This window comes from Aeromonas sp. 11P, assembly GCF_051920165.1.
GTDB classification, from domain to species: domain Bacteria; phylum Pseudomonadota; class Gammaproteobacteria; order Enterobacterales; family Aeromonadaceae; genus Aeromonas; species Aeromonas veronii.
In genome coordinates this window covers 4,131,738-4,148,818 of record NZ_JBQBDJ010000004.1, presented here as the reverse complement: position 1 = coordinate 4,148,818, position 17,081 = coordinate 4,131,738, and the positions used below count along the sequence as shown (strand labels likewise).

At 62.0% G+C, this 17,081-nt stretch carries 17 protein-coding genes; 6 read left to right on the top strand and 11 right to left on the bottom strand.

Going from position 1 to position 17,081, the window contains the following annotated elements:
• Positions 1-73: 73 nt before the first annotated feature.
• Together ACTG1P_RS19290 and ACTG1P_RS19285 are read right to left on the bottom strand one after the other, a co-directional pair.
• On the bottom strand, positions 74-2,176 hold the full coding sequence (locus ACTG1P_RS19290) for a sensor histidine kinase (protein WP_440001983.1): 2,103 nt from the start codon (positions 2,174-2,176) through the stop codon (positions 74-76).
• A 25-nt stretch (positions 2,177-2,201) separates the two neighbouring features.
• Positions 2,202-3,557: a sigma-54-dependent transcriptional regulator gene (locus ACTG1P_RS19285; RefSeq protein WP_058055711.1), complete on the bottom strand. Its 1,356-nt coding sequence runs from the start codon at positions 3,555-3,557 to the stop codon at positions 2,202-2,204.
• A 255-nt stretch (positions 3,558-3,812) separates the two neighbouring features.
• Here ACTG1P_RS19285 and ACTG1P_RS19280 point away from each other — a divergent pair, with 255 nt between their 5' ends.
• From ACTG1P_RS19280 to ACTG1P_RS19255, 6 genes are all read left to right on the top strand, one after another.
• Positions 3,813-4,655 (top strand): substrate-binding domain-containing protein, encoded by an 843-nt coding sequence (locus ACTG1P_RS19280; RefSeq protein ID WP_440001982.1) that lies wholly within the window; start codon positions 3,813-3,815, stop codon positions 4,653-4,655.
• Between the two features lie 129 nt (positions 4,656-4,784).
• Complete coding sequence (locus ACTG1P_RS19275; RefSeq protein ID WP_019446238.1) at positions 4,785-5,486, top strand: ABC transporter permease; 702 nt, start codon at positions 4,785-4,787, stop codon at positions 5,484-5,486.
• Positions 5,487-5,520: 34 nt separating this feature from the next.
• Positions 5,521-6,216 carry an energy-coupling factor ABC transporter ATP-binding protein gene (locus ACTG1P_RS19270; protein WP_429187836.1) on the top strand — a complete coding sequence of 232 codons (696 nt, stop codon included), beginning with the start codon at positions 5,521-5,523 and terminating at the stop codon, positions 6,214-6,216.
• On the top strand, positions 6,188-6,832 hold the full coding sequence (gene mobA / locus ACTG1P_RS19265; protein ID WP_440001981.1) for a molybdenum cofactor guanylyltransferase MobA: 645 nt from the start codon (positions 6,188-6,190) through the stop codon (positions 6,830-6,832). The genes ACTG1P_RS19270 and mobA overlap by 29 nt, the downstream gene beginning before the upstream one ends.
• Positions 6,829-8,592, top strand: a complete 1,764-nt coding sequence (locus tag ACTG1P_RS19260) for a bifunctional molybdopterin-guanine dinucleotide biosynthesis adaptor protein MobB/molybdopterin molybdotransferase MoeA (RefSeq protein ID WP_440001980.1) — start codon at positions 6,829-6,831, stop codon at positions 8,590-8,592. Before mobA ends, ACTG1P_RS19260 begins: the two co-directional genes overlap by 4 nt.
• A 62-nt stretch (positions 8,593-8,654) precedes the next feature.
• A complete protein-coding gene (locus tag ACTG1P_RS19255; protein WP_440001979.1) occupies positions 8,655-9,713 on the top strand; it encodes an FUSC family protein in 1,059 nt (352 codons plus the stop codon).
• A gap of 76 nt (positions 9,714-9,789) precedes the next feature.
• On the opposite strand, the gene ACTG1P_RS19250 is transcribed toward ACTG1P_RS19255, so the two are convergent.
• From ACTG1P_RS19250 to ACTG1P_RS19210, 9 genes are all read right to left on the bottom strand, one after another.
• A complete protein-coding gene (locus ACTG1P_RS19250) occupies positions 9,790-11,163 on the bottom strand; it encodes an HD-GYP domain-containing protein (RefSeq protein WP_440001977.1) in 1,374 nt (457 codons plus the stop codon).
• Positions 11,164-11,250: 87 nt separating this feature from the next.
• Complete coding sequence (locus ACTG1P_RS19245; protein WP_440001976.1) at positions 11,251-11,805, bottom strand: DUF3332 domain-containing protein; 555 nt, start codon at positions 11,803-11,805, stop codon at positions 11,251-11,253.
• 160 nt (positions 11,806-11,965) lie between these two features.
• Positions 11,966-13,261 (bottom strand): methyl-accepting chemotaxis protein, encoded by a 1,296-nt coding sequence (locus ACTG1P_RS19240; RefSeq protein ID WP_440001975.1) that lies wholly within the window; start codon positions 13,259-13,261, stop codon positions 11,966-11,968.
• A gap of 179 nt (positions 13,262-13,440) precedes the next feature.
• The gene (locus tag ACTG1P_RS19235) at positions 13,441-13,923 is read right to left on the bottom strand and encodes a GNAT family N-acetyltransferase (RefSeq protein WP_440001974.1); all 483 of its coding nucleotides are present in this window, start codon (positions 13,921-13,923) and stop codon (positions 13,441-13,443) included.
• A gap of 97 nt (positions 13,924-14,020) precedes the next feature.
• Positions 14,021-14,464 (bottom strand): DoxX family protein, encoded by a 444-nt coding sequence (locus ACTG1P_RS19230; protein WP_440001972.1) that lies wholly within the window; start codon positions 14,462-14,464, stop codon positions 14,021-14,023.
• Entirely contained in the window at positions 14,461-15,213 is a 753-nt protein-coding gene (locus ACTG1P_RS19225; RefSeq protein WP_440001970.1) for an HvfC/BufC family peptide modification chaperone, read from the bottom strand. Before ACTG1P_RS19225 ends, ACTG1P_RS19230 begins: the two co-directional genes overlap by 4 nt.
• On the bottom strand, positions 15,206-16,054 hold the full coding sequence (bufB, locus tag ACTG1P_RS19220; RefSeq protein WP_368192667.1) for an MNIO family bufferin maturase: 849 nt from the start codon (positions 16,052-16,054) through the stop codon (positions 15,206-15,208). The genes ACTG1P_RS19225 and bufB overlap by 8 nt, the downstream gene beginning before the upstream one ends.
• Before the next feature lie 72 nt (positions 16,055-16,126).
• The gene (locus ACTG1P_RS19215) at positions 16,127-16,390 is read right to left on the bottom strand and encodes a BufA1 family periplasmic bufferin-type metallophore (RefSeq protein WP_005334862.1); all 264 of its coding nucleotides are present in this window, start codon (positions 16,388-16,390) and stop codon (positions 16,127-16,129) included.
• Between the two features lie 437 nt (positions 16,391-16,827).
• Positions 16,828-17,028: a YbfA family protein gene (locus tag ACTG1P_RS19210; protein WP_005334863.1), complete on the bottom strand. Its 201-nt coding sequence runs from the start codon at positions 17,026-17,028 to the stop codon at positions 16,828-16,830.
• Between the last annotated feature and the right edge of the window lie 53 nt (positions 17,029-17,081).

Here is a 17,081-nt window from a genome sequence, read left to right as displayed (position 1 = left end):
CTCACCCACCGACAAAACAGCCCGCCAACCATGTTGACGGGCTGTTTTTATCACGGGCTTTTTTATAACAGCCTCAATCGCTTGTCTCACGCCCTTCGGCATTGAGGGCAATGCGCCACCCTTCCAGTTTCGCGGGCTCGCTGCCTCTGGGCAGCAGGGCGTGGCTGCGCAGCCGCACGGTAAAGCAGCTCCCCTGCCCCGGGGTGGAGTCCACCAAGAGCTCCCCGCCCCAGCGGCTGATGATGCGGTGGCTCAGGGCCAGCCCCAGCCCGGTGCCGGTGGCGCGGGTGGTGAAGAAGGGGTCGAAGATCTTGTCGATAATAGCCGCCTCGATGCCGCTGCCGTTGTCGATCACCCGCACCTCGGCCCCGCGCAACTGACCCAGTTCATCGACCCAGTCGCGACTCTCGACCCGGATCTCCCCCTGCTCCCCCAGCGCGTGGCTGGCGTTGACCAAGAGGTTTATCAGCACCTGCAACAGCTGCTGGCGGTCCGCCTCGATGGGCTGCTGCGCCTTGAGATCGGCCACCAGCTCCACCTGCTGTTGGCGCAGGGCGGAGCGCACCAGGGTCAGGCTCTCCTCGATGATGGGATTAAGGTGCTGCCACACCGGCGCCGTCTCGTAATCGCCGGGGCGAGAGTATTGCAGCAGGCTGCGGGTGATGGCACGAATGCGCTCTATCTGGGCCAGCACCAGCGCCAGCTCCTCGCTGACCGGCTCGGCCGCCTCCCCCAGCTCCAGCTTCATCAACTCCACATTGCCGAGGATCACCGCCAGGGGGTTGTTGATCTCGTGGGCCACACCGGCCGAAAGTTCGCCAAGGGCTGCCAGCTTCTCGCTGATGAGCAGTTGCTGGCGCGCCTCGGTCAGCATATGAATATGATCTTCCAGCTCGGCAGTCTTGAGCTCGAGGCTTTGGGTACGCTCGGCCACCTTCTGCTCCAGCTCGTCGGCGCTGCGAGCCATCTGCTGCTGATGCGCCTCCTGCCTGTCCAACATGGCGTCGAACTGGCGACCGAGCTGGGCCAGCTCGTGGTCGGGGTCGAGGGCCAGCGGGCCGATACGGGCCGACTCACCGGCCTGCACCTGCCGCACCACCTTGTGCATCCGCTCGATAGGGGAGAAGAGATCCCGCGCGCCGCGATAGACCAGCAGGCCGGAGAGCAGCAACAGCGCCACCACGCCGGATCCCAGCTCCACCAGATTGGTGAGGTAGGTGCGGATGATGGGCCACTCGAGAAAGCCCACATAGAGCATGCCGAGCCGCTCGCCCCTGGCTCCCAGCAGCGGCTCGTAGCCAGAGACATACCAGGCGTCGTGGACGAAGGCGCGGTCAACCCACATCTCCCCTCGCCCCAGTACCTGTTCGCGCACTGGCGGCGAGACCCGGGTGCCCACCGCCCGGCCCACCTGACGGCTACTGCTGACCGGCACGTTGGTGCTCACCCGCAGATCGTCGAGAAACAGGGTGACGGTGCCAACACTGCCATCCGGCAGGGTGTTTTTGGCAAACACCTGCCCCTTGAGCTCATCCACCAGCCGGGTGCTGCCGTTGACAAGCTCGCCCCCCTCCAGCACGGCCCAAAGGGAGCCGTCGCGGCCCATCACCGGCGTCAGTGACAGGCTGATCAGCCCCCTGTCCTCCACCACCCTGGTGCCATCCCGCTGCCACAGCACGGCCCGCTTGGCCAACTGCGGGGAGAGAGCGAGCATCTCCTGCTGCGACCAGACCACGAAGTGGCTAACGCTGCGCCCGGCCGTGAGGGCGGCCCGCTCCTGCGCCGTCAGCTGATCCAGCTCGGGGCCACGGCGCAAGCGCAGAAAATCGAGACCATAGTTGGCCGCCAGCGGCATCACCCAGTCATGCAGCTGATCCGGCGATTCCCGCAGCCGCAGCTGAAAGGCCCAGGCATCGCGCAGATGCTCGAGATGCTCGGTCTGGCGCTGCTGCTGCACCGTGATGGCGTGGTGGGCCACCCCGAGATCGCTGCGTACCGTGGTGAGCAGGTTCTGCCAGCTGTAGGTGAGGGTCCAGTAGAGGGTGAGCGCTATCATGCCCACCAGAGTGAGCATGATGGGTACCGAGGTGAGCAGCAGCAGGCGCCAGCGCACTTTGGTGCGCACGCAACGGGGCAACAGGGCGCGCATGCAGCGGGAGAGCAGGGTCAGTTTCATCGCCACCCCATCCGGTCAGCCTTCCTCATTCGATGGCCCACTCCTTGAATTTGCGATCCAGCGTCTTGCGCGCCACCCCGAGCACCCGGGAGGCGGCCGACTTGTTGCCATCATGGCTCGCCACCACTTGCAGGATGTGGGCTTTTTCCACCTCCGCCAGCGGCCACGCCAGCGGATAACCCTCCTCGCTCGCCCCCTGCTCGGCGGGCTTGCTGCTCTGCCAGTAATCCGCCGGAGGCTTGCCCAGCAGCAGGCAGCGCTCGATGAGGTTGCGCAGCTCCCGCACGTTGCCGGGCCAGGGGTAGGCCTGCATCGCCACCACATCCTCGTGGGTCCAGCTCAAGGAGCCCATCCCCATCTCGGCGGTGAGCTGGCGGGTGAAGTGGTGTACCAGCGCGGGGATATCGTCGATCCGCTCCCGCAGCGGGGCGACCGGCAGCGCCACCACGTTAAGGCGATAGAAGAGATCTTCGCGAAAGCGGCCCGCCTCCACCTCGGCCTTGAGGTTGCGGTTGGTGGCGGCGACGATGCGCACATCCACCGCCAATTCGCGCTCGGCCCCCACCGGACGGATGGCCTTCTGCTCCAGCGCCCGCAGCAGGGAGGCCTGCATGGCAAGGGGCATCTCGCCGATCTCGTCGAGAAACAGGGTGCCCTGATGGGCGACCCGGAACAGGCCGTCGCGCCCCTTGCGGGCGCCGGTAAAGGCCCCCTGCACATGGCCGAACAGCTCGCTTTCCAAAAGCTCCGGCGCGATGGAGGCGCAGTTGAGGGGCACAAAGGCCCCCATCCGGCCGGAGAGTTGATGCAGGGCGCGGGCCACCAGCTCCTTGCCGGTGCCGGACTCCCCCTCCACCAGCACGGCGGCGTTGGAGGGGGCCACTCTGGCGATGAGCGTCTTGAGCTCGCGGGTCTTGGCACTGTCGCCAATCAGGGTGGGCGGGAACAGCTTGCTCACCTCCCGGCGCAGCAGCAGATTCTCCCGCTCCATCTGGCGGCGCTCGATGACTCTGTCCACCGCCTGCACCATCTGATCGAGGTTGAAGGGCTTGAGGATAAAGTCGCTGGCGCCGAGGCGCAGCGCCTTGAGGGCGGTCTCCATATCGCCAAAACCGGTCATGAAGATGATGTCGCTGCGGCGGGTGGCCGGGTCTATGGCCTCGTGCCACTCGATGCCGGAGCGCCCCGGCAGCCGGATGTCGGCGATGATAAGGTCAAAGTGAAGGCGGCAGCGCAGGGCTTCCGCCTCCTCCACGCTGGCGGCAGTCTCAATCTGGGCAAAACGCTTGGCCAGCGCCTTGGCCAGAAAGCTGCGCATGCCGGGCTCATCGTCAACGATAAGCAGGGAGAGGGCAGACCAGCGGCTGGGAGGGAGTGTCATAGAAAAAAGTACCTCGGATGCACGTACGGTCGGTGAATGTCCCGATAACCGGAACCTTAGTGGGACATTTTGTCCTTACCGTATCAAAAGCACCAACACCAATTATTAAAAGCGATAACAAGCTCACCTAATTGATTTGAATAAGCTTCTGTTTTTAAACGGCAAACCGTGAATGCAGCGGCAAAGGAACAGTTTGGCACCCTGCTTGCTTACTCTTGCCCTCTCCTCATCCACCCTGAAAAAAGTTGCATCACGATGACGATAAAAACCAACCTCAAACGTTTTGCCCTCTCCCTCGCCGCCAGCCTGCTGATCGCCGGTGCAGCCCACGCCGAAGCGGATACTAATGCCACAAAAGCGCCGATCCGCCTCGCCACCACCACCAGCACCGAGCAGTCCGGTCTGCTGGGCTGGTTGCTGCCCCAGTTCACCAAGGAGACCGGTTATCCGGTGCAGGTGATGGCGGCCGGTACCGGCCAGAGCCTGAAGATGGGCGAGAACGGCGACGCGGATCTGGTGATGACCCACGCCCCCTCTGCCGAGAAGAAGTTTGTCGACGCAGGCTTTGGCATCGAGCCGGTACACCTGATGTACAACGACTTCGTCATCGTCGGCCCGGCCAAAGATCCGGCGGGTCTGGCCAAGCTGCACGACGCGGCCAAGGGGCTGCAGGCCATCAAGGAGCAGGGCCAGACCTTTATCTCCCGCGGTGACGAGTCCGGTACCCACATCAAGGAGAAGACCCTGTGGCAAGCCGCAGACGTCAAACCCGAGTTTGCCGGTTACAAATCCATCGGCCAGGGGATGGGCCCGACCCTGACCATGGCCTCGGAGCTCGGAGCCTACACCCTGACCGACCGCGGCACCTGGCTCGCCTACCAGAGCAAGCTGGATCTCGCCGTGCTGCTGGAGGGTGACAAGCGCCTGTTCAACCCCTATCAGGTGATCCTGGTCAACCCCAAGCGCTACCCGGACCTCAACAGTGAAGGGGCGCGCACCCTGAAGAACTGGCTGGTCTCCGAGCATGGCCAGAAGCTGATCGGCGACTTCAAGGTGGCCGGTCAGGCGCTGTTTGTGGCGGATGCCAACGGGAAATAATGGCAACGCTGACTCCTGCGATGACCTTGATGGCCCTCCCCCGGTTCGCTGAGGGAGGCGCCTGATGCCGACATTGATCGACACTACCGTATTGACGGCCCTCGCCCTGCACTATGAGAGAGAGGCGTCATGCCGACCTTGATCGATACCACGTTGGCGGCCCTCGCCCTGCTGTTCAGTGGTGACACCGAACTGTGGCAGGTGGTGGGGGTTTCCTTCTCCGTCTCCTGCATCGCCCTGCTGCTGGTGCTGCTGCCCGCCTTGCTGCTGGGCTTTGCCCTGGCCTATCTGCCGCTGCCCGGCCGCTGGCTCTGGCTCTCCTGCATCAATACCCTGCAATCGGTGCCGACCGTGGTGATTGGCCTCTTGCTCTACATGCTGCTGTCGCGGGCCGGCCCCTTTGGCGACTGGAAGCTGCTCTTTACCCAGCAGGCGATGGTGGTGGGGCAGATGCTGATCGCCTTTCCGGTGATCGCCACCATGGCTCACGCGGCGTTTGTCCAGAGCGATCGGCGCGCCTGGGAGACTGCCCTGACCCTGGGGGTCTCCTGGCCCAAGGCGTTGATCGGCCTGATGCACGAGTGCCGCTTTGGCCTGCTGGCCGCCATCATCGGCGCCTTCAGCCGCATCGTCACCGAGGTGGGCTGCTCCATGATGGTGGGGGGCAATATCCTGCACTTTACCCGCAATATCCCCACCGCCATCGCGCTGGAGACCCAGAAAGGGGCCTTCACCCAGGGGGTGGCCCTCGGCATAGTGCTGCTCACCCTCGCCCTCTTGCTCAACCTGCTGCTGACGGCGTGTCGCGGCCACAGCTATCTGAAGAACTGACCATGCCCCCACTGTGTATCAACAGGAGTACCCCATGGCCCTGACCGCCCACCAGCTAACGATGCGCTTTGGCGAGCGCCAGCTGTTCGAGATTGACCGGCTCGCCATCGCACCGGGAGATGCCATCTGGCTGCATGGGGCCAACGGGGTGGGCAAGACCACCTTGCTCAAGATCCTGGCGGGGCTGCTGACCCCCACCCGCGGCCACACCAATCTGCCGGGGCGCTGGCAACAGCGGCTCAACCGGCTGCTCAAGCGGGAGCTGGGGCCGGGCCGGGTCACCTATCTGCACCAGACCCCCTATCTGTTCGATCGCACGGTGCACGACAATGTCGCCTGGGCGCTGGACAAGCAGCTCGGCAGCGAGATCCGGGTGTTCGAGGCGCTGCGCCGGGTCGAGCTGGAGGGGCTGGCGCGGGAGCACATCAGCATTCTCTCGGGTGGCGAACGGCAACGGCTGGCGATGGCCCGTGCCTGGGCACTGCAACCTGCCTTTCTGCTGATGGATGAGCCCACCGCCAATCTGGACACACATTCGGTTGCCCTGATGGCCGCATTGGCGCAAGATCTGCGGGAACATGGCAGCGGCCTGGTCGTCATCAGCCACCAGAGCAACGCCCTGACCGACCTGTGCGAGCGGCAATGGACCCTCGCCCGTGGCCAGCTGCAAGAGACGACCCCTTTAAAAATCATCGAGCGACATGACTTCAAAAAGCGACAGCCACTCTGATCCCGTTGCCGTATCAGCAGTGATCCTGGCAGGAGGCCGCGCCACCCGGATGGGAGGCGAAGACAAGGGATGGGTAGCACTGGCGGGACGCCCTCTTATCGACCATGTTTTGGCGCGCCTGCGCCCCCAGGTGGATGAGGTGCTGATCAACGCCAACCGCAGTCAGACCCGCTATCAGGCGCTGGCCCCGGTCATCAGCGATGACAACAACGACTATCTCGGCCCGCTGGCGGGCATGCAGGCAGGTCTTGCTGCCGCCCGTCACGACTGGGTGCTGTTCGTTCCCTGCGATGGCCCCGCCCTGCCGCTGGATCTGATGAGCCGCTTTCGCGCCGCCCTGACCCCGGATACCGAGCTGGTGGTAGCCCACGACGGCGACTGGCTGCAACCCGTGGTCGCCCTGCTGCACAAATCCCTGCTCCCCTCCCTCACCGCTGCGCTGGCAGAGGGAGAGCGCAAAATCGATATCTGGTTTGCCCGCCACAATATGGCGGTGGTGAGCTTTGCCGATCAGCCGGATGCCTTTATCAATCTCAATAGCCCGGACGAGCTGGCCGCCTACGAGGCCCGTCTGCTTGCCCCGGCTATCGACCCCCAACAAGGAGTCACCTCATGACCCCGGCCCCCACTCTTCCCCTGCTCGGCTTCGCCGCCTGGAGCGGCACCGGCAAGACCACCTTGCTGGAGCAGTTGATCCCCCTGCTGGTGGATCGCGGCCTGCGCATCGGGGTGCTCAAGCACGCCCACCACGACTTTGATATCGACCAGCCGGGCAAAGACAGCTATCGCCTGCGCAAGGCGGGTGCCCAGCAGATGATGGTGGCCTCCCGCCGTCGTCATGCCCGTATCATTGAAACGGAACTGGCCGAAGCCGACTTTCGCCAGCTGCTGGCAAGCTTCGATCAGACAGAGCTCGACTTGCTCTTGGTCGAGGGGTTCAAGCACGAACACTTCCCGAAAATCGAGCTGCACCGCGCCGAAATTGGCAAGCCGCTGCTCTTCCCCGAAGACGGCGACATCATTGCGCTGGCCAGCGATCAGCCCCAACAGAGTGGCGAACAACAGCAGACAAGCCTGCCCCGCCTAGATATCAACGATCTGGCGGCCATTGCCGACTTCGTCTGCCGCTGGCTTGACGGCTGTCAGAACAAGGAGCCGGAGGCGGGCAAGGGCTTTCTCTCGGTAGAGGCAGCCCGCAACGCCATTCTGGCGGCCCTCACCCCGAGCAACGCCTGCTGCGACAAGCCGCTGGCCCAGTGCCACGGCGCCGTGCTGGCCGCCGATCTGATAAGCCCCATCAATGTGCCGCCCCACGCCAACTCGGCGATGGATGGCATTGGCCTTCGCAGCGACGATCTCGCCGCCGGGCGTTGGCAACTGGTGGGGGAAGTGCTGGCGGGCCAGCAGCGCCACGAGCCTGTGCTGGCCGGTCAGGCGGTGCAGATCATGACCGGCGCCCCGCTCCCCCCCGGGGTGGATACCGTGGTGATGCGGGAAGAGACGCTGATTGAAGGTGAGTGGGTCACGGTCACCGCCCCAATCCGGGCAGGGCAGAATGTGCGCCTCGCCGGGGAAGATCTCGCCAAAGGTGCGGTCGCCATCCCGGCCGGTACCTGGCTTGGCGCCCCCCAGCTGGGGCTGGCGGCATCACTCGGTCAAGCCAGTCTCACTGTGCGCACCCCGCTGAAAGTGGCGCTGTTCAGTACCGGTGACGAGGTGCAGGCCCCGGGCGAGCAGCTCGCCCCCGGCCATATCTTCGACAGCAACCGCTTCACCCTGATGGCCCTTATCCGCGCCGCCGGTTGCGAGGTGATGGACCTTGGCATCATTCCTGATGACAAGACCATTCTGCGCCAGCAGCTGGAGCAGGCCGCCGCCAGCGCCGATCTGGTGTTGAGCTCGGGTGGGGTCTCGGTGGGCAACGCCGACTTTATCAAGCTGGTGCTGGCGGAGCTCGGCCAGATCGATTTCTGGCGCATCCAGATGCGCCCGGGCCGCCCGCTCGCCTTTGGCAAGCTGGGGCAGACCCCCTTCTTCGGCCTGCCGGGCAATCCGGTGGCGGCGATGATCTGCGTGCTGCAGTTTGTCGAGCCTGCCATCGCCCGCTTGCAAGGCAAGCGGTGGCAGCCGCTGCGCCTCTCGGCACTGGCAGACGAGAAGATGAAGAGCCGCCCGGGGCGCACCGAGTTTCTGCGCGGCATCTTTCATCAGGACCGTAACGGCCAGCTGCGGGTGCGCACCACCGGGCCACAGGGCTCGGGCATTCTCAGCTCCATGGCCGATGCCAACTGCCTGATTGAAATCGTACCGGACCAACCCGGGATCGCCGTTGGCGAGCGGGTCTGGATCCACCCCCTGCAGGGACGACTGGCCTAAATCCCGACGGGGCGTCGGCTGGATGCAAGGCGCCCCGTCACCCACCTGACAGGAGGCAGACCGTGCGTCTTGATGCCCCCCTCTCCCGACTCGATCTGCTGGTCTATGGCCGCTACCGGATCGTCCATGGCCTGCGCATTGCGCTCGCCTTTATGCTCACCTTTCTGCTGACCCGCGAGCTGAAACTGCCGGAGAGCACCTGGCCGCTGATAACCTTGGTGGTGGTGATGGGCCCCATCTCGTTTTGGGGCAATGTGCTCTCCCGCGCCCTGCAGCGGGTGGTGGGTACCATCTTCGGCGCCAGTTGCGGGATAGTGGCGCTCTATCTCGAGATCTACTCGCTACCGCTTACCCTGATCTGGTGCGGGTGCATCATGTTCCTCTGCGGCTATCTGGCCCTCGGCAAGCGCCCTTATGTGGGGCTGCTGATCGGCATCACCCTGGGGGTCACCATGGGGGCCATGCCGGGGGATATAGAGACGGCGCTGTGGCGCAGTGCCGACGTGATCCTGGGCTCCCTGCTGGCGCTGCTCTTTTGCAGCATCTACCCCCAGCGCGCCTACAGCCACTGGCGGCTGCAACTGCACCAGATCCTGCAACAGTCGGGGCGGCTCTATCACACTCACCTCTCCCCCAATGTGCTGGAGCGCCCGCGCCTCAAGCACAATCTCTCCCAGCTGTTGGCCCAAACCGGCAAACTGCGGGCCCTGCTGGCCCCTGCGGCCAAGGAGACGCGCCACAGTATCTCGCTGTTTGATGCGGTGCAGGTCACCATGCGCAACACCCTCTGCACTCTGGAGATGCTGGCCAACACCTACTGGAACGATCGGGAGAGCCACTTCCTGATGCAGAGCACGGCTGCGCTGCAAGCCTGCCATCTGGCCACCGAGGAGGCGATCAACCAGCTTGCCCTGATGATGCAAACCGGTGACGGGCGTGGCGCGGATGCCGCCATCGCTCGCCTGCACGAGGTGGCGACCCAGGTATCGCTCCCCCCCAATACCGAGGCGGCCATCAATGGCTATCTCTGGCTCAACGTGCAACTGACCGAGCAGCTCACCCACCTGCGCCGCCTGCTGGGGCTGATCCTCACCCCGCCCCATCGCAAGCAGCCGGACTAGACCCAATGCAAAACGCCCCGCAGTTGCGGGGCGTTTTGCTGTCTGACTGGCCACTTGGGCCGTTGATCAGCAACTCTTAACTGGCATTGGCCAGCGGCTGCTCGGTGGTGAGGTAGAGGGAGAAATCCTGAATACCCGCCTGCAGGGCGGCAAAACAGTCGGGGTCTATTGCGGTGCCCAGATTCTCCGCCATCATCTCCAGCGCCTGCGGCACAGGGATGGCGCCGCGATAGGGGCGCTTGGCGGTGATGGCATCGAAGATGTCGGCTGTGGTGATGATGCGCGTCTCAAGGGTAATCTCGTTCCCCTTCAGCCCCTTGGGGTAGCCCTTGCCATCGAGCCGCTCATGGTGGGCGCCCGCCACTTGTGCCAGCTCCTCGAAGGCGCCGATACGGCTCAGGATCTCCTCGGTATAGGCGGCATGCATTTGCACCGCAGCCCACTCCTGCGCATCGAGTTTGCCCGGCTTGTCGAGAATGGCGTTGCTCACCCCGAGCTTGCCCACGTCATGGAGCAGGGCGCCCCGCTTGAGCCAGCGTCGACGCGGTTCGGACAACCCCATCTGGGTGGCAAGAATGTCGGTATAGAGCGCAACCCTGCCGCTGTGACCCGCGGTGTAGGGACTTTTGGAGTCAACTACCTGCCCGAAGGCCGCCGCGATTTCGTCCAGATAATCCTCATCCAGCGCCACCTCCCCTTGCCCGGCCGGGTGGACCAGCACCCACTCGGTCAGTCGGGGATCGGCCAGCCCTTGCCAGAACGCCTCGTCGGCCAGCGCTTCAAATTCGCGAACCAGCGCCGGATCAAACCAGCTGCCGCTGCGCTCGCGCAGCTCCTTGAGCGCCGCATCCGGACCTGCGGCCGCGTGAAACACATCCACCACCTGACAGAGCAGGGCAATACGGGAGAAGAGCGGGATCGCCTCGCCTGCCAGTTGCAGGGGCCGACCTTTGCCATTCCAGTGTTCATCAAGGGAGAGGATGCCATCGGCTACCTCGTCACTGAAACGGAGCTGGCGAGCAATATCCGCCCCCCGATGACAGCGGGTCTGGATCAGTTCGTTGGCAATCTGGTCGCCGTTGCGAAAGATATGAAACAGGCTGCGAAAACGTCCCAGCAGATCCGCCTGCAAGCCGGTGTGGCCCAGCACGAAGTTGACTACCTCGGAGAGGGAGCCATCCACCAGCTTGAAATCGCGTTTGAAGTGAAGATCGTCGGTGAGATAGAGCTCGCAGATGCGGGCAGCATTGCTGCTGCACCCAAGATCCTTAAGCAGGAGCGTGTAGTAGAGATCATGGCGCAGCCGGGCATCCAGTCCCAGCCGCTCCCCCAGACGGGAACCTATCCAGCAGCAGCGAATGCAGTGTCCTCTTGGTTGCCCCTCGGTCATATCGAGCGCATGACTGAGGGAACCAATCAACTCCGCCAATCGCAATCCATTCACCGTCATAGTCTACTCCCTTAGACATCATGGCGATTTTGCCAGCAGATTAGGTATACCCCATCTGAAGCTGGATCGATCTGGATTCAGTTGAATTTAGGCAGCAGCCTTGCCCTGATTAGCCCGCTCTTCAAGCTCCGCACGGCTCAGAGTAGAGACAAAGCGGCCATCGAAGTAGATATCCATCAGCTCGCCGCGCTTCTCGCCACGCATCATGCTGCGGCGACCATCCATATAGTGCACCTCCATCTGGGCGGTACGCTCGTCCGGGTAGCTGATCTCCACCTCGCGTACCCCTTGTGGCAGCATGGCCAGCGGCACCTTCTTGAGGGCCGGATCCAGATGCTGGTTCACCTTGATCACCGGATTGGCTTTCATGTCCACCACAGCCGGAGATTTGCCGGTGATGGGGTTCTTGCCAGACCAGAACTCGATGGTATTGAACACAAACAGGTCAGCGGTCGCGGCCAGACCGTAGACAGGGGAGAGCAGCATAAAGACCCCGGCACGACCGTAGCGGTTATCCACCACGCTCAGGTTGCCCTTGGTGACCATGCCGGAAAGCCCCATCTGCCCCATACAGCCACCCAGCCCCATGCTCGCGACCATAACCAGCAGGGCCATGGCCCGCCCCTTCTGTTGTAATGCCATCGTGTTCTGTTCCTGCTCTGAAATGAATGAGGCGGCAAGCCTAATCAAGAGGTCAAACCAGAACAATTCACAATGGCGGGACGATACAGGAGGGGTTCAGATTGGGGCACTGACTGCTCAAATATGAGTCAATGCCCCGGTATGACAGGAAGTCAGGGGGTCAGATGGCCAGATCAGAAACGGTGCTGGAGACGTTGTTCGCCTCCCGGCGGATGTCGCTCATCACCTCGTTCACCTCGCCCACCTGCTGTTTACCCAGCTCGGCGCTGCTGGCGACGTCAGACATCTCGGAGGTGACCTTGGCGGTCAGCTCCCGGTTGTTCTGTACCACCTTGGCAATCTCGTCGGTAGAGAGAGACGTGCGGGCCGCCAGCTGGCGAACCTCGTCGGCCACCACCGCAAACCCACGACCCTGATCCCCCGCCCGCGCCGCCTCAATGGCCGCGTTAAGGGCCAGCAGATTGGTCTGGTCGGCGATGCTGCTGATGGTGGAGACGATCGCCTCGATGCTGCGCGACTGCTCGTTCAGCTGGTTGATAAGGCCGATGCTGTGAGTCAACTGGCTGGCAATCAGGCTGGAGGTATCGACCACCGAGGAGAGCAGACCCGCGCCGCGCTCGGCGCAGTTCAGGGTCTCCCGGGCCGCATCGTGGGCCAGCATGGCCGCTTCCCGCACCGCATCGCTCTTGTTGATCCGCTCGGTAATATCGCTTGCGAACTTGATTACCTTCACCACCTTGCGATACTCATCGAGGATCGGGTTGTAGGTCGCCTCCAGCCACACCTTGCTACCGTGACTGTTCTGACGACAGAAGAGACCGGACTTGAACTGACCACGGCCCAGCTCATCCCAGAAGTGGGGCTGGTCTCGATAGAACTGATCGTCGCAGAAGATACGGTGATGCTTGCCCTGCACCTGCGCCAGGGTATAGCCCATGGTATGGAGGAAATTGCCGTTGGCAGCAATCACCTCCCCGCCGGGGGTGAACTCGATGACCGCCAGCGACCGATCCAGCGCCGTCACCACCGCCTGCTGGCTGAGCAGTTGCAGGTGGTGCTCGGTAATATCGGCCGCGATCTTGATCACCTTGGTCACCACGCCCCGCAACTTGACCGGAAAATAGGTCGCCTCCAGCCAGATCGCCTCGCCCCGTTTGTTGAAGCGCTGGAATACCCCAGTACGGGAACGCCCCTGCTTCAGATCCGCCCAAAACTGCTGATAGTCGCTGCTCTGGGCATAGAGCTTGTCGCAGAAGATACGGTGATGCTGGCCGATAACTTCGGGCGCACTGAAGCCCACCACGTTGAGAAAGAGATCATTGGCGGCCAGCACAGTGCCATCCGGCGTAAAGGTGATGGTCGCCACGCTGCCGTGCACTGCGTCAAAAAAACCCTGCTGTTCCAGAAGTTGATCCTGGCACTGCTGCAACTCGGCTTTCAGTTTGCTATTGAACATCGAAACTTATCCTCCAGACTGGCACCCACCATGGCCAAACCACGCAGTGGATCAATAAGATAATGGTGGCGTGCTCCATCAGCATAGTTGGCGGCGTTGCCGCGATCCCATCTGACGCCATATTTATTGCTGTAAATCAAATTCACCAACCAAGCGCCCCTCATGCAGAGCTGCAACCCTTATTCCACCGCCGGTTGCCACTCCAGATAGGCCGGATTGGCGACAAAGCCGATCCGCTCATAAAGAGGACGCCCCTGCTCGCTGGCATGGAGCCACACCTTGCCCAGCTGACGCGCGCTGGCGAAGGCCGTTATGGCATCGAGCAGCGCCGTGGCGATCCCCTGCTGGCGCCATTGTGGCCGCGTATACATGTTGAGCAGATACCCCTCCACCCCCGCCAGATTGCCGGGATAAGGTGGCCGTTCAAACAATGCCAGCGTCCCGGCCGCCACGATCTGTTTGCCGCCCTCCTGCGTATCGGCCTCAGCCAGCCAGGATAAAGCACTCTCTTCACTCATCGCCCGGGTAAAGTAGTCAAAGGTGGCCTGCCACAAGGCCGGGTCTTCCTGCGGCGTCTCCAGCTCACCGACCTCGCAGAACAGCTGCATGCGCAGCGCCACCAGTGCGGGTATATCTGCGGCCCTTGCCTGACGAATAATCATTGGCTGCTCCTTTTCTCTCATGGGAAATTTCGCCGGCCGTCATTATGACAAAGAGCGCCTTGTGGCGCTCTTTGTCATTGGGGAAATCATTGATAAATCAATGGCTGCGACGTGTCAGCCAGTGATCCAGGCTCAGCACACCGCCGCCCCAGATGGTCAGGGTCAGCAGCATCCAGCCCCACAGCTGGTGATCGTAAAAGCCGCCCGCCCAGAGGGTCGGATAGGAGATCACCGCCATGATATTGAAACCAAACAGCAGCAAGGCGGCCGGGCGAGTAAAAAGCCCCGCCAGCAGGAAGAGCGGCAACAGCAGCTCGGTCGCCGTACCCAGATAAGCAGCCCACAACCAGGGCAGCAGGGGCACCTGATACTCGGATTCAAACAGATAGAGGGTGGAATCCCACGCAGTCAGCTTGAGCCAGCCTGAAGTGATAAAAACTGACGCGACCCACAGCCGCGCCAGCAACAGCACACAAGCGCGGCTCCAGCGCGGCAAATCACCACTCGAGCTGGCCAGCGCCAGCCATTTGTTTGCCATCATGGCATTACCTCCATATCCACCAGCAGACCAAGGGTTATCAGGCGAGTGAGATGTTCACTGGCCGCAGGGTCGGTCGCAAGCAGATCGACCAGCGCCGTACCAGCGAGACAACCCTGCAGCAGCGCCCACTCACCCACCGTCAGGGGCAAGGGGGCAACCCGGCAATCCGGCTGTTTCTTCAATGCCAGCCAGACGGGGGCATCAAGCACCTCCACCGCTTCACCACAGTGCAGCGCCATCTGCCACAGAGCCAGCACCGGATAATCGCTGGCAACCAGCAGCAGATCCGTGGCTGGCAAGAGCCGCAGCCGCTCCCATTGTTGCGGCGATAATGCGGCCAGACGCTCGGCTGGCCAGCTGCGGGAGTCGAGCGGCAGCAGACTGGCACGCTCAAGCTGCCATTCGAACTGCGCCAGCGCCTCCAGCCAGGGCAGTCCGGTAGTGGTCGGCAAGCGGGCCAGCCATTGGCCAAACCCGGCGCCATAGTGCATGACACTCCCTTCCCTGAGCGGCTCGGCCAATACGAAGCCACGGGTCGCCGCTGCAAAAAAGTCATCCCCGACCATAGCCTTGACGGCGGGATAAGTGCTCGCCAGCACCTCGCCAAGGCTCAGGATGAAGTGGTTGCGATAGACCTGCAGCACCGATTCGGCAGGAAAGAGCCGGGAGCTGATGTGAGGGGCAATAGCGTCAGGCGCCCCCAGCAGACCCTCGGCAAAGTGCTGTTGCAGCTTTGCCAGCTCAGCCATGGGCTACCTCCCGTGGCGCACTCATGGCACGCGCCTCATCCAGAATGGCACTGGCCTGCGCCGCCTCTGCCAGCAAGACTGGCAGCGGCGGGATCTCGAGGTCCCACTCAATCAGGGTGGGAATGGCCTGCTTGCGGCAGATCTGGCGATAGAGTTCCCAGACCGGCTCCACCACAGGGGCGCTGTGGGTATCGATATAGAGGGAGCCTTCCGGCAGCTGTTTCTCGGTATAACCGGCCAGATGGATCTCCCCGACGGTGGCGAGATCGATAGCCGCCAGATACTCATCGCAAGAGAAACCGTGATTGAAGGCACTGACATAGAGATTGTTGAGATCGAGCAGGATGCCGCACTCGCTGCGCTGCTGCAGCTCGGCCAGAAATTCCCACTCGCTCATCTCCCCGGGCAGTTGCAGATAGGAGGAGGGATTTTCAATCAACATGCGGCAACCCAGGGTCTGTTGTACCTGCTGGATCTTGTCGCTCATGTTGCGCAGGGAGGCTCGGGTATAGGGCACCGGCAGCAGATCGTTGAAGTAACGCCCGCCAATGCTGCCCCAGCTGAGATGTTCGGAGATCCGTACCGGTTTGATCGCCGCAGCCAGTGTCGACAACTGCTGCAGATGGTGCGGATCGAGCGGGTCGGCAGAACCGAGGGACATGCCAACGCCGTGAAGACTGACGGGGTAGTGTTGCGCCAGTTCGGCGAGCACCTGAAAACCCTGGCTGTGCCGTTCGAAGTAATTTTCACTGTGCACCTCCAGCCAACCGACTGCCGGCAGGGTTTGCCGGATCTCATCGTAATGGGGAGTGCGTAATCCGATACCAATCAAAGGGTTCATCGCAAGACTCGCTTTCGCCAATCAGAGAAGATGCAGGGGGCGACCCATTGGCCATCCCCTGCCCGATGTCTCTTACTTGGGTTGCAGCGAACCGCCGACCAGCTTCTCGCACAGCCCTTTGGGCATCACCACAAAGGCATCACCCTGAGCATCTTCCTTGGCTGTACCGGCGCAGGAGCTGCTCTTGGTCGCACAGTCATTTTTGCTGGCCTTGACCACGCCGTAGCACTTCTCCTTTTCATCGGCAGCCATGGCTGGCGCCGCGATAAATTGGGCGCCCAGCGCCAGCAGACCGGTCATGGCGGAGGCGATAGCAGTGCTTTTTTTAACATTCATGTTCATGTTCCTTTTGATGTCGTTGGATGTTGCTGATATCCCCGATTTGTCGCAACCGGGTACCTGCAATAGAACCGGCAAACGGGATATTCCCTTTCAAAAAAACACAAAAAGAGTTAAAAAACCCAAAGACAGACACTCAATTAATTGATTTTAAACAGCTATTTCATCATTGAAAATTTCTCGACGACCACCCGTTAATGAACGAGGAAAGTGCCATATGGTGCTTTCATCCCGTTAATCTTCTTCACTGCTTCCATCAAAAGAGATATGTCAGACATAAAAAATCCCCGCCAACAGGCAGGGCTGGATGCAACTTGCAAGAAACAAGAAATCAACAAGCGGGAGGGGGGGGTGGGAGCCAGGAGTTGCGGCAAGCAGATAAAAAAAGAGACAGCTTTGGCTGTCTCTTTTTTTGCACATGGTGCGAATGGGGTTTAGTAGAAGATCCGCTCGCCACGCTCGCTCATTTTGAGCCAAACCGGTTTGGTGCTGGTTTTATTCCAGATCCGGTGCAGATAGCTGTAGAAGCGGGCACGATCGCTGCGAAACAGCATCACGGGGAAAGCCAGAATACCCACCAGCAATACATAAATGCGACGAAGAATAATCTGAGTCAGGGAAAAGGGATGAAACATGATGTAACTCCTTACTGGTAAGACCACTGAGCAAAGATTACCCCACTCCATGT

Coding starts and splice junctions, on each gene's coding strand:
- ACTG1P_RS19215 (WP_005334862.1), bottom strand. CDS start 16,390: ATGAATGTTAAAAAAAGCACTGCTATCGCCTCCGCCATGACCGGTCTG.
- ACTG1P_RS19290 (WP_440001983.1), bottom strand. CDS start 2,176: ATGAAACTGACCCTGCTCTCCCGCTGCATGCGCGCCCTGTTGCCCCGT.
- ACTG1P_RS19245 (WP_440001976.1), bottom strand. CDS start 11,805: ATGGCATTACAACAGAAGGGGCGGGCCATGGCCCTGCTGGTTATGGTC.
- ACTG1P_RS19260 (WP_440001980.1), top strand. CDS start 6,829: ATGACCCCGGCCCCCACTCTTCCCCTGCTCGGCTTCGCCGCCTGGAGC.
- ACTG1P_RS19275 (WP_019446238.1), top strand. CDS start 4,785: ATGCCGACCTTGATCGATACCACGTTGGCGGCCCTCGCCCTGCTGTTC.
- ACTG1P_RS19230 (WP_440001972.1), bottom strand. CDS start 14,464: ATGATGGCAAACAAATGGCTGGCGCTGGCCAGCTCGAGTGGTGATTTG.
- bufB (WP_368192667.1), bottom strand. CDS start 16,054: ATGAACCCTTTGATTGGTATCGGATTACGCACTCCCCATTACGATGAG.
- ACTG1P_RS19270 (WP_429187836.1), top strand. CDS start 5,521: ATGGCCCTGACCGCCCACCAGCTAACGATGCGCTTTGGCGAGCGCCAG.
- ACTG1P_RS19210 (WP_005334863.1), bottom strand. CDS start 17,028: ATGTTTCATCCCTTTTCCCTGACTCAGATTATTCTTCGTCGCATTTAT.
- ACTG1P_RS19285 (WP_058055711.1), bottom strand. CDS start 3,557: ATGACACTCCCTCCCAGCCGCTGGTCTGCCCTCTCCCTGCTTATCGTT.
- ACTG1P_RS19280 (WP_440001982.1), top strand. CDS start 3,813: ATGACGATAAAAACCAACCTCAAACGTTTTGCCCTCTCCCTCGCCGCC.
- ACTG1P_RS19240 (WP_440001975.1), bottom strand. CDS start 13,261: ATGTTCAATAGCAAACTGAAAGCCGAGTTGCAGCAGTGCCAGGATCAA.
- ACTG1P_RS19225 (WP_440001970.1), bottom strand. CDS start 15,213: ATGGCTGAGCTGGCAAAGCTGCAACAGCACTTTGCCGAGGGTCTGCTG.
- ACTG1P_RS19235 (WP_440001974.1), bottom strand. CDS start 13,923: ATGATTATTCGTCAGGCAAGGGCCGCAGATATACCCGCACTGGTGGCG.
- mobA (WP_440001981.1), top strand. CDS start 6,188: ATGACTTCAAAAAGCGACAGCCACTCTGATCCCGTTGCCGTATCAGCA.
- ACTG1P_RS19250 (WP_440001977.1), bottom strand. CDS start 11,163: ATGACGGTGAATGGATTGCGATTGGCGGAGTTGATTGGTTCCCTCAGT.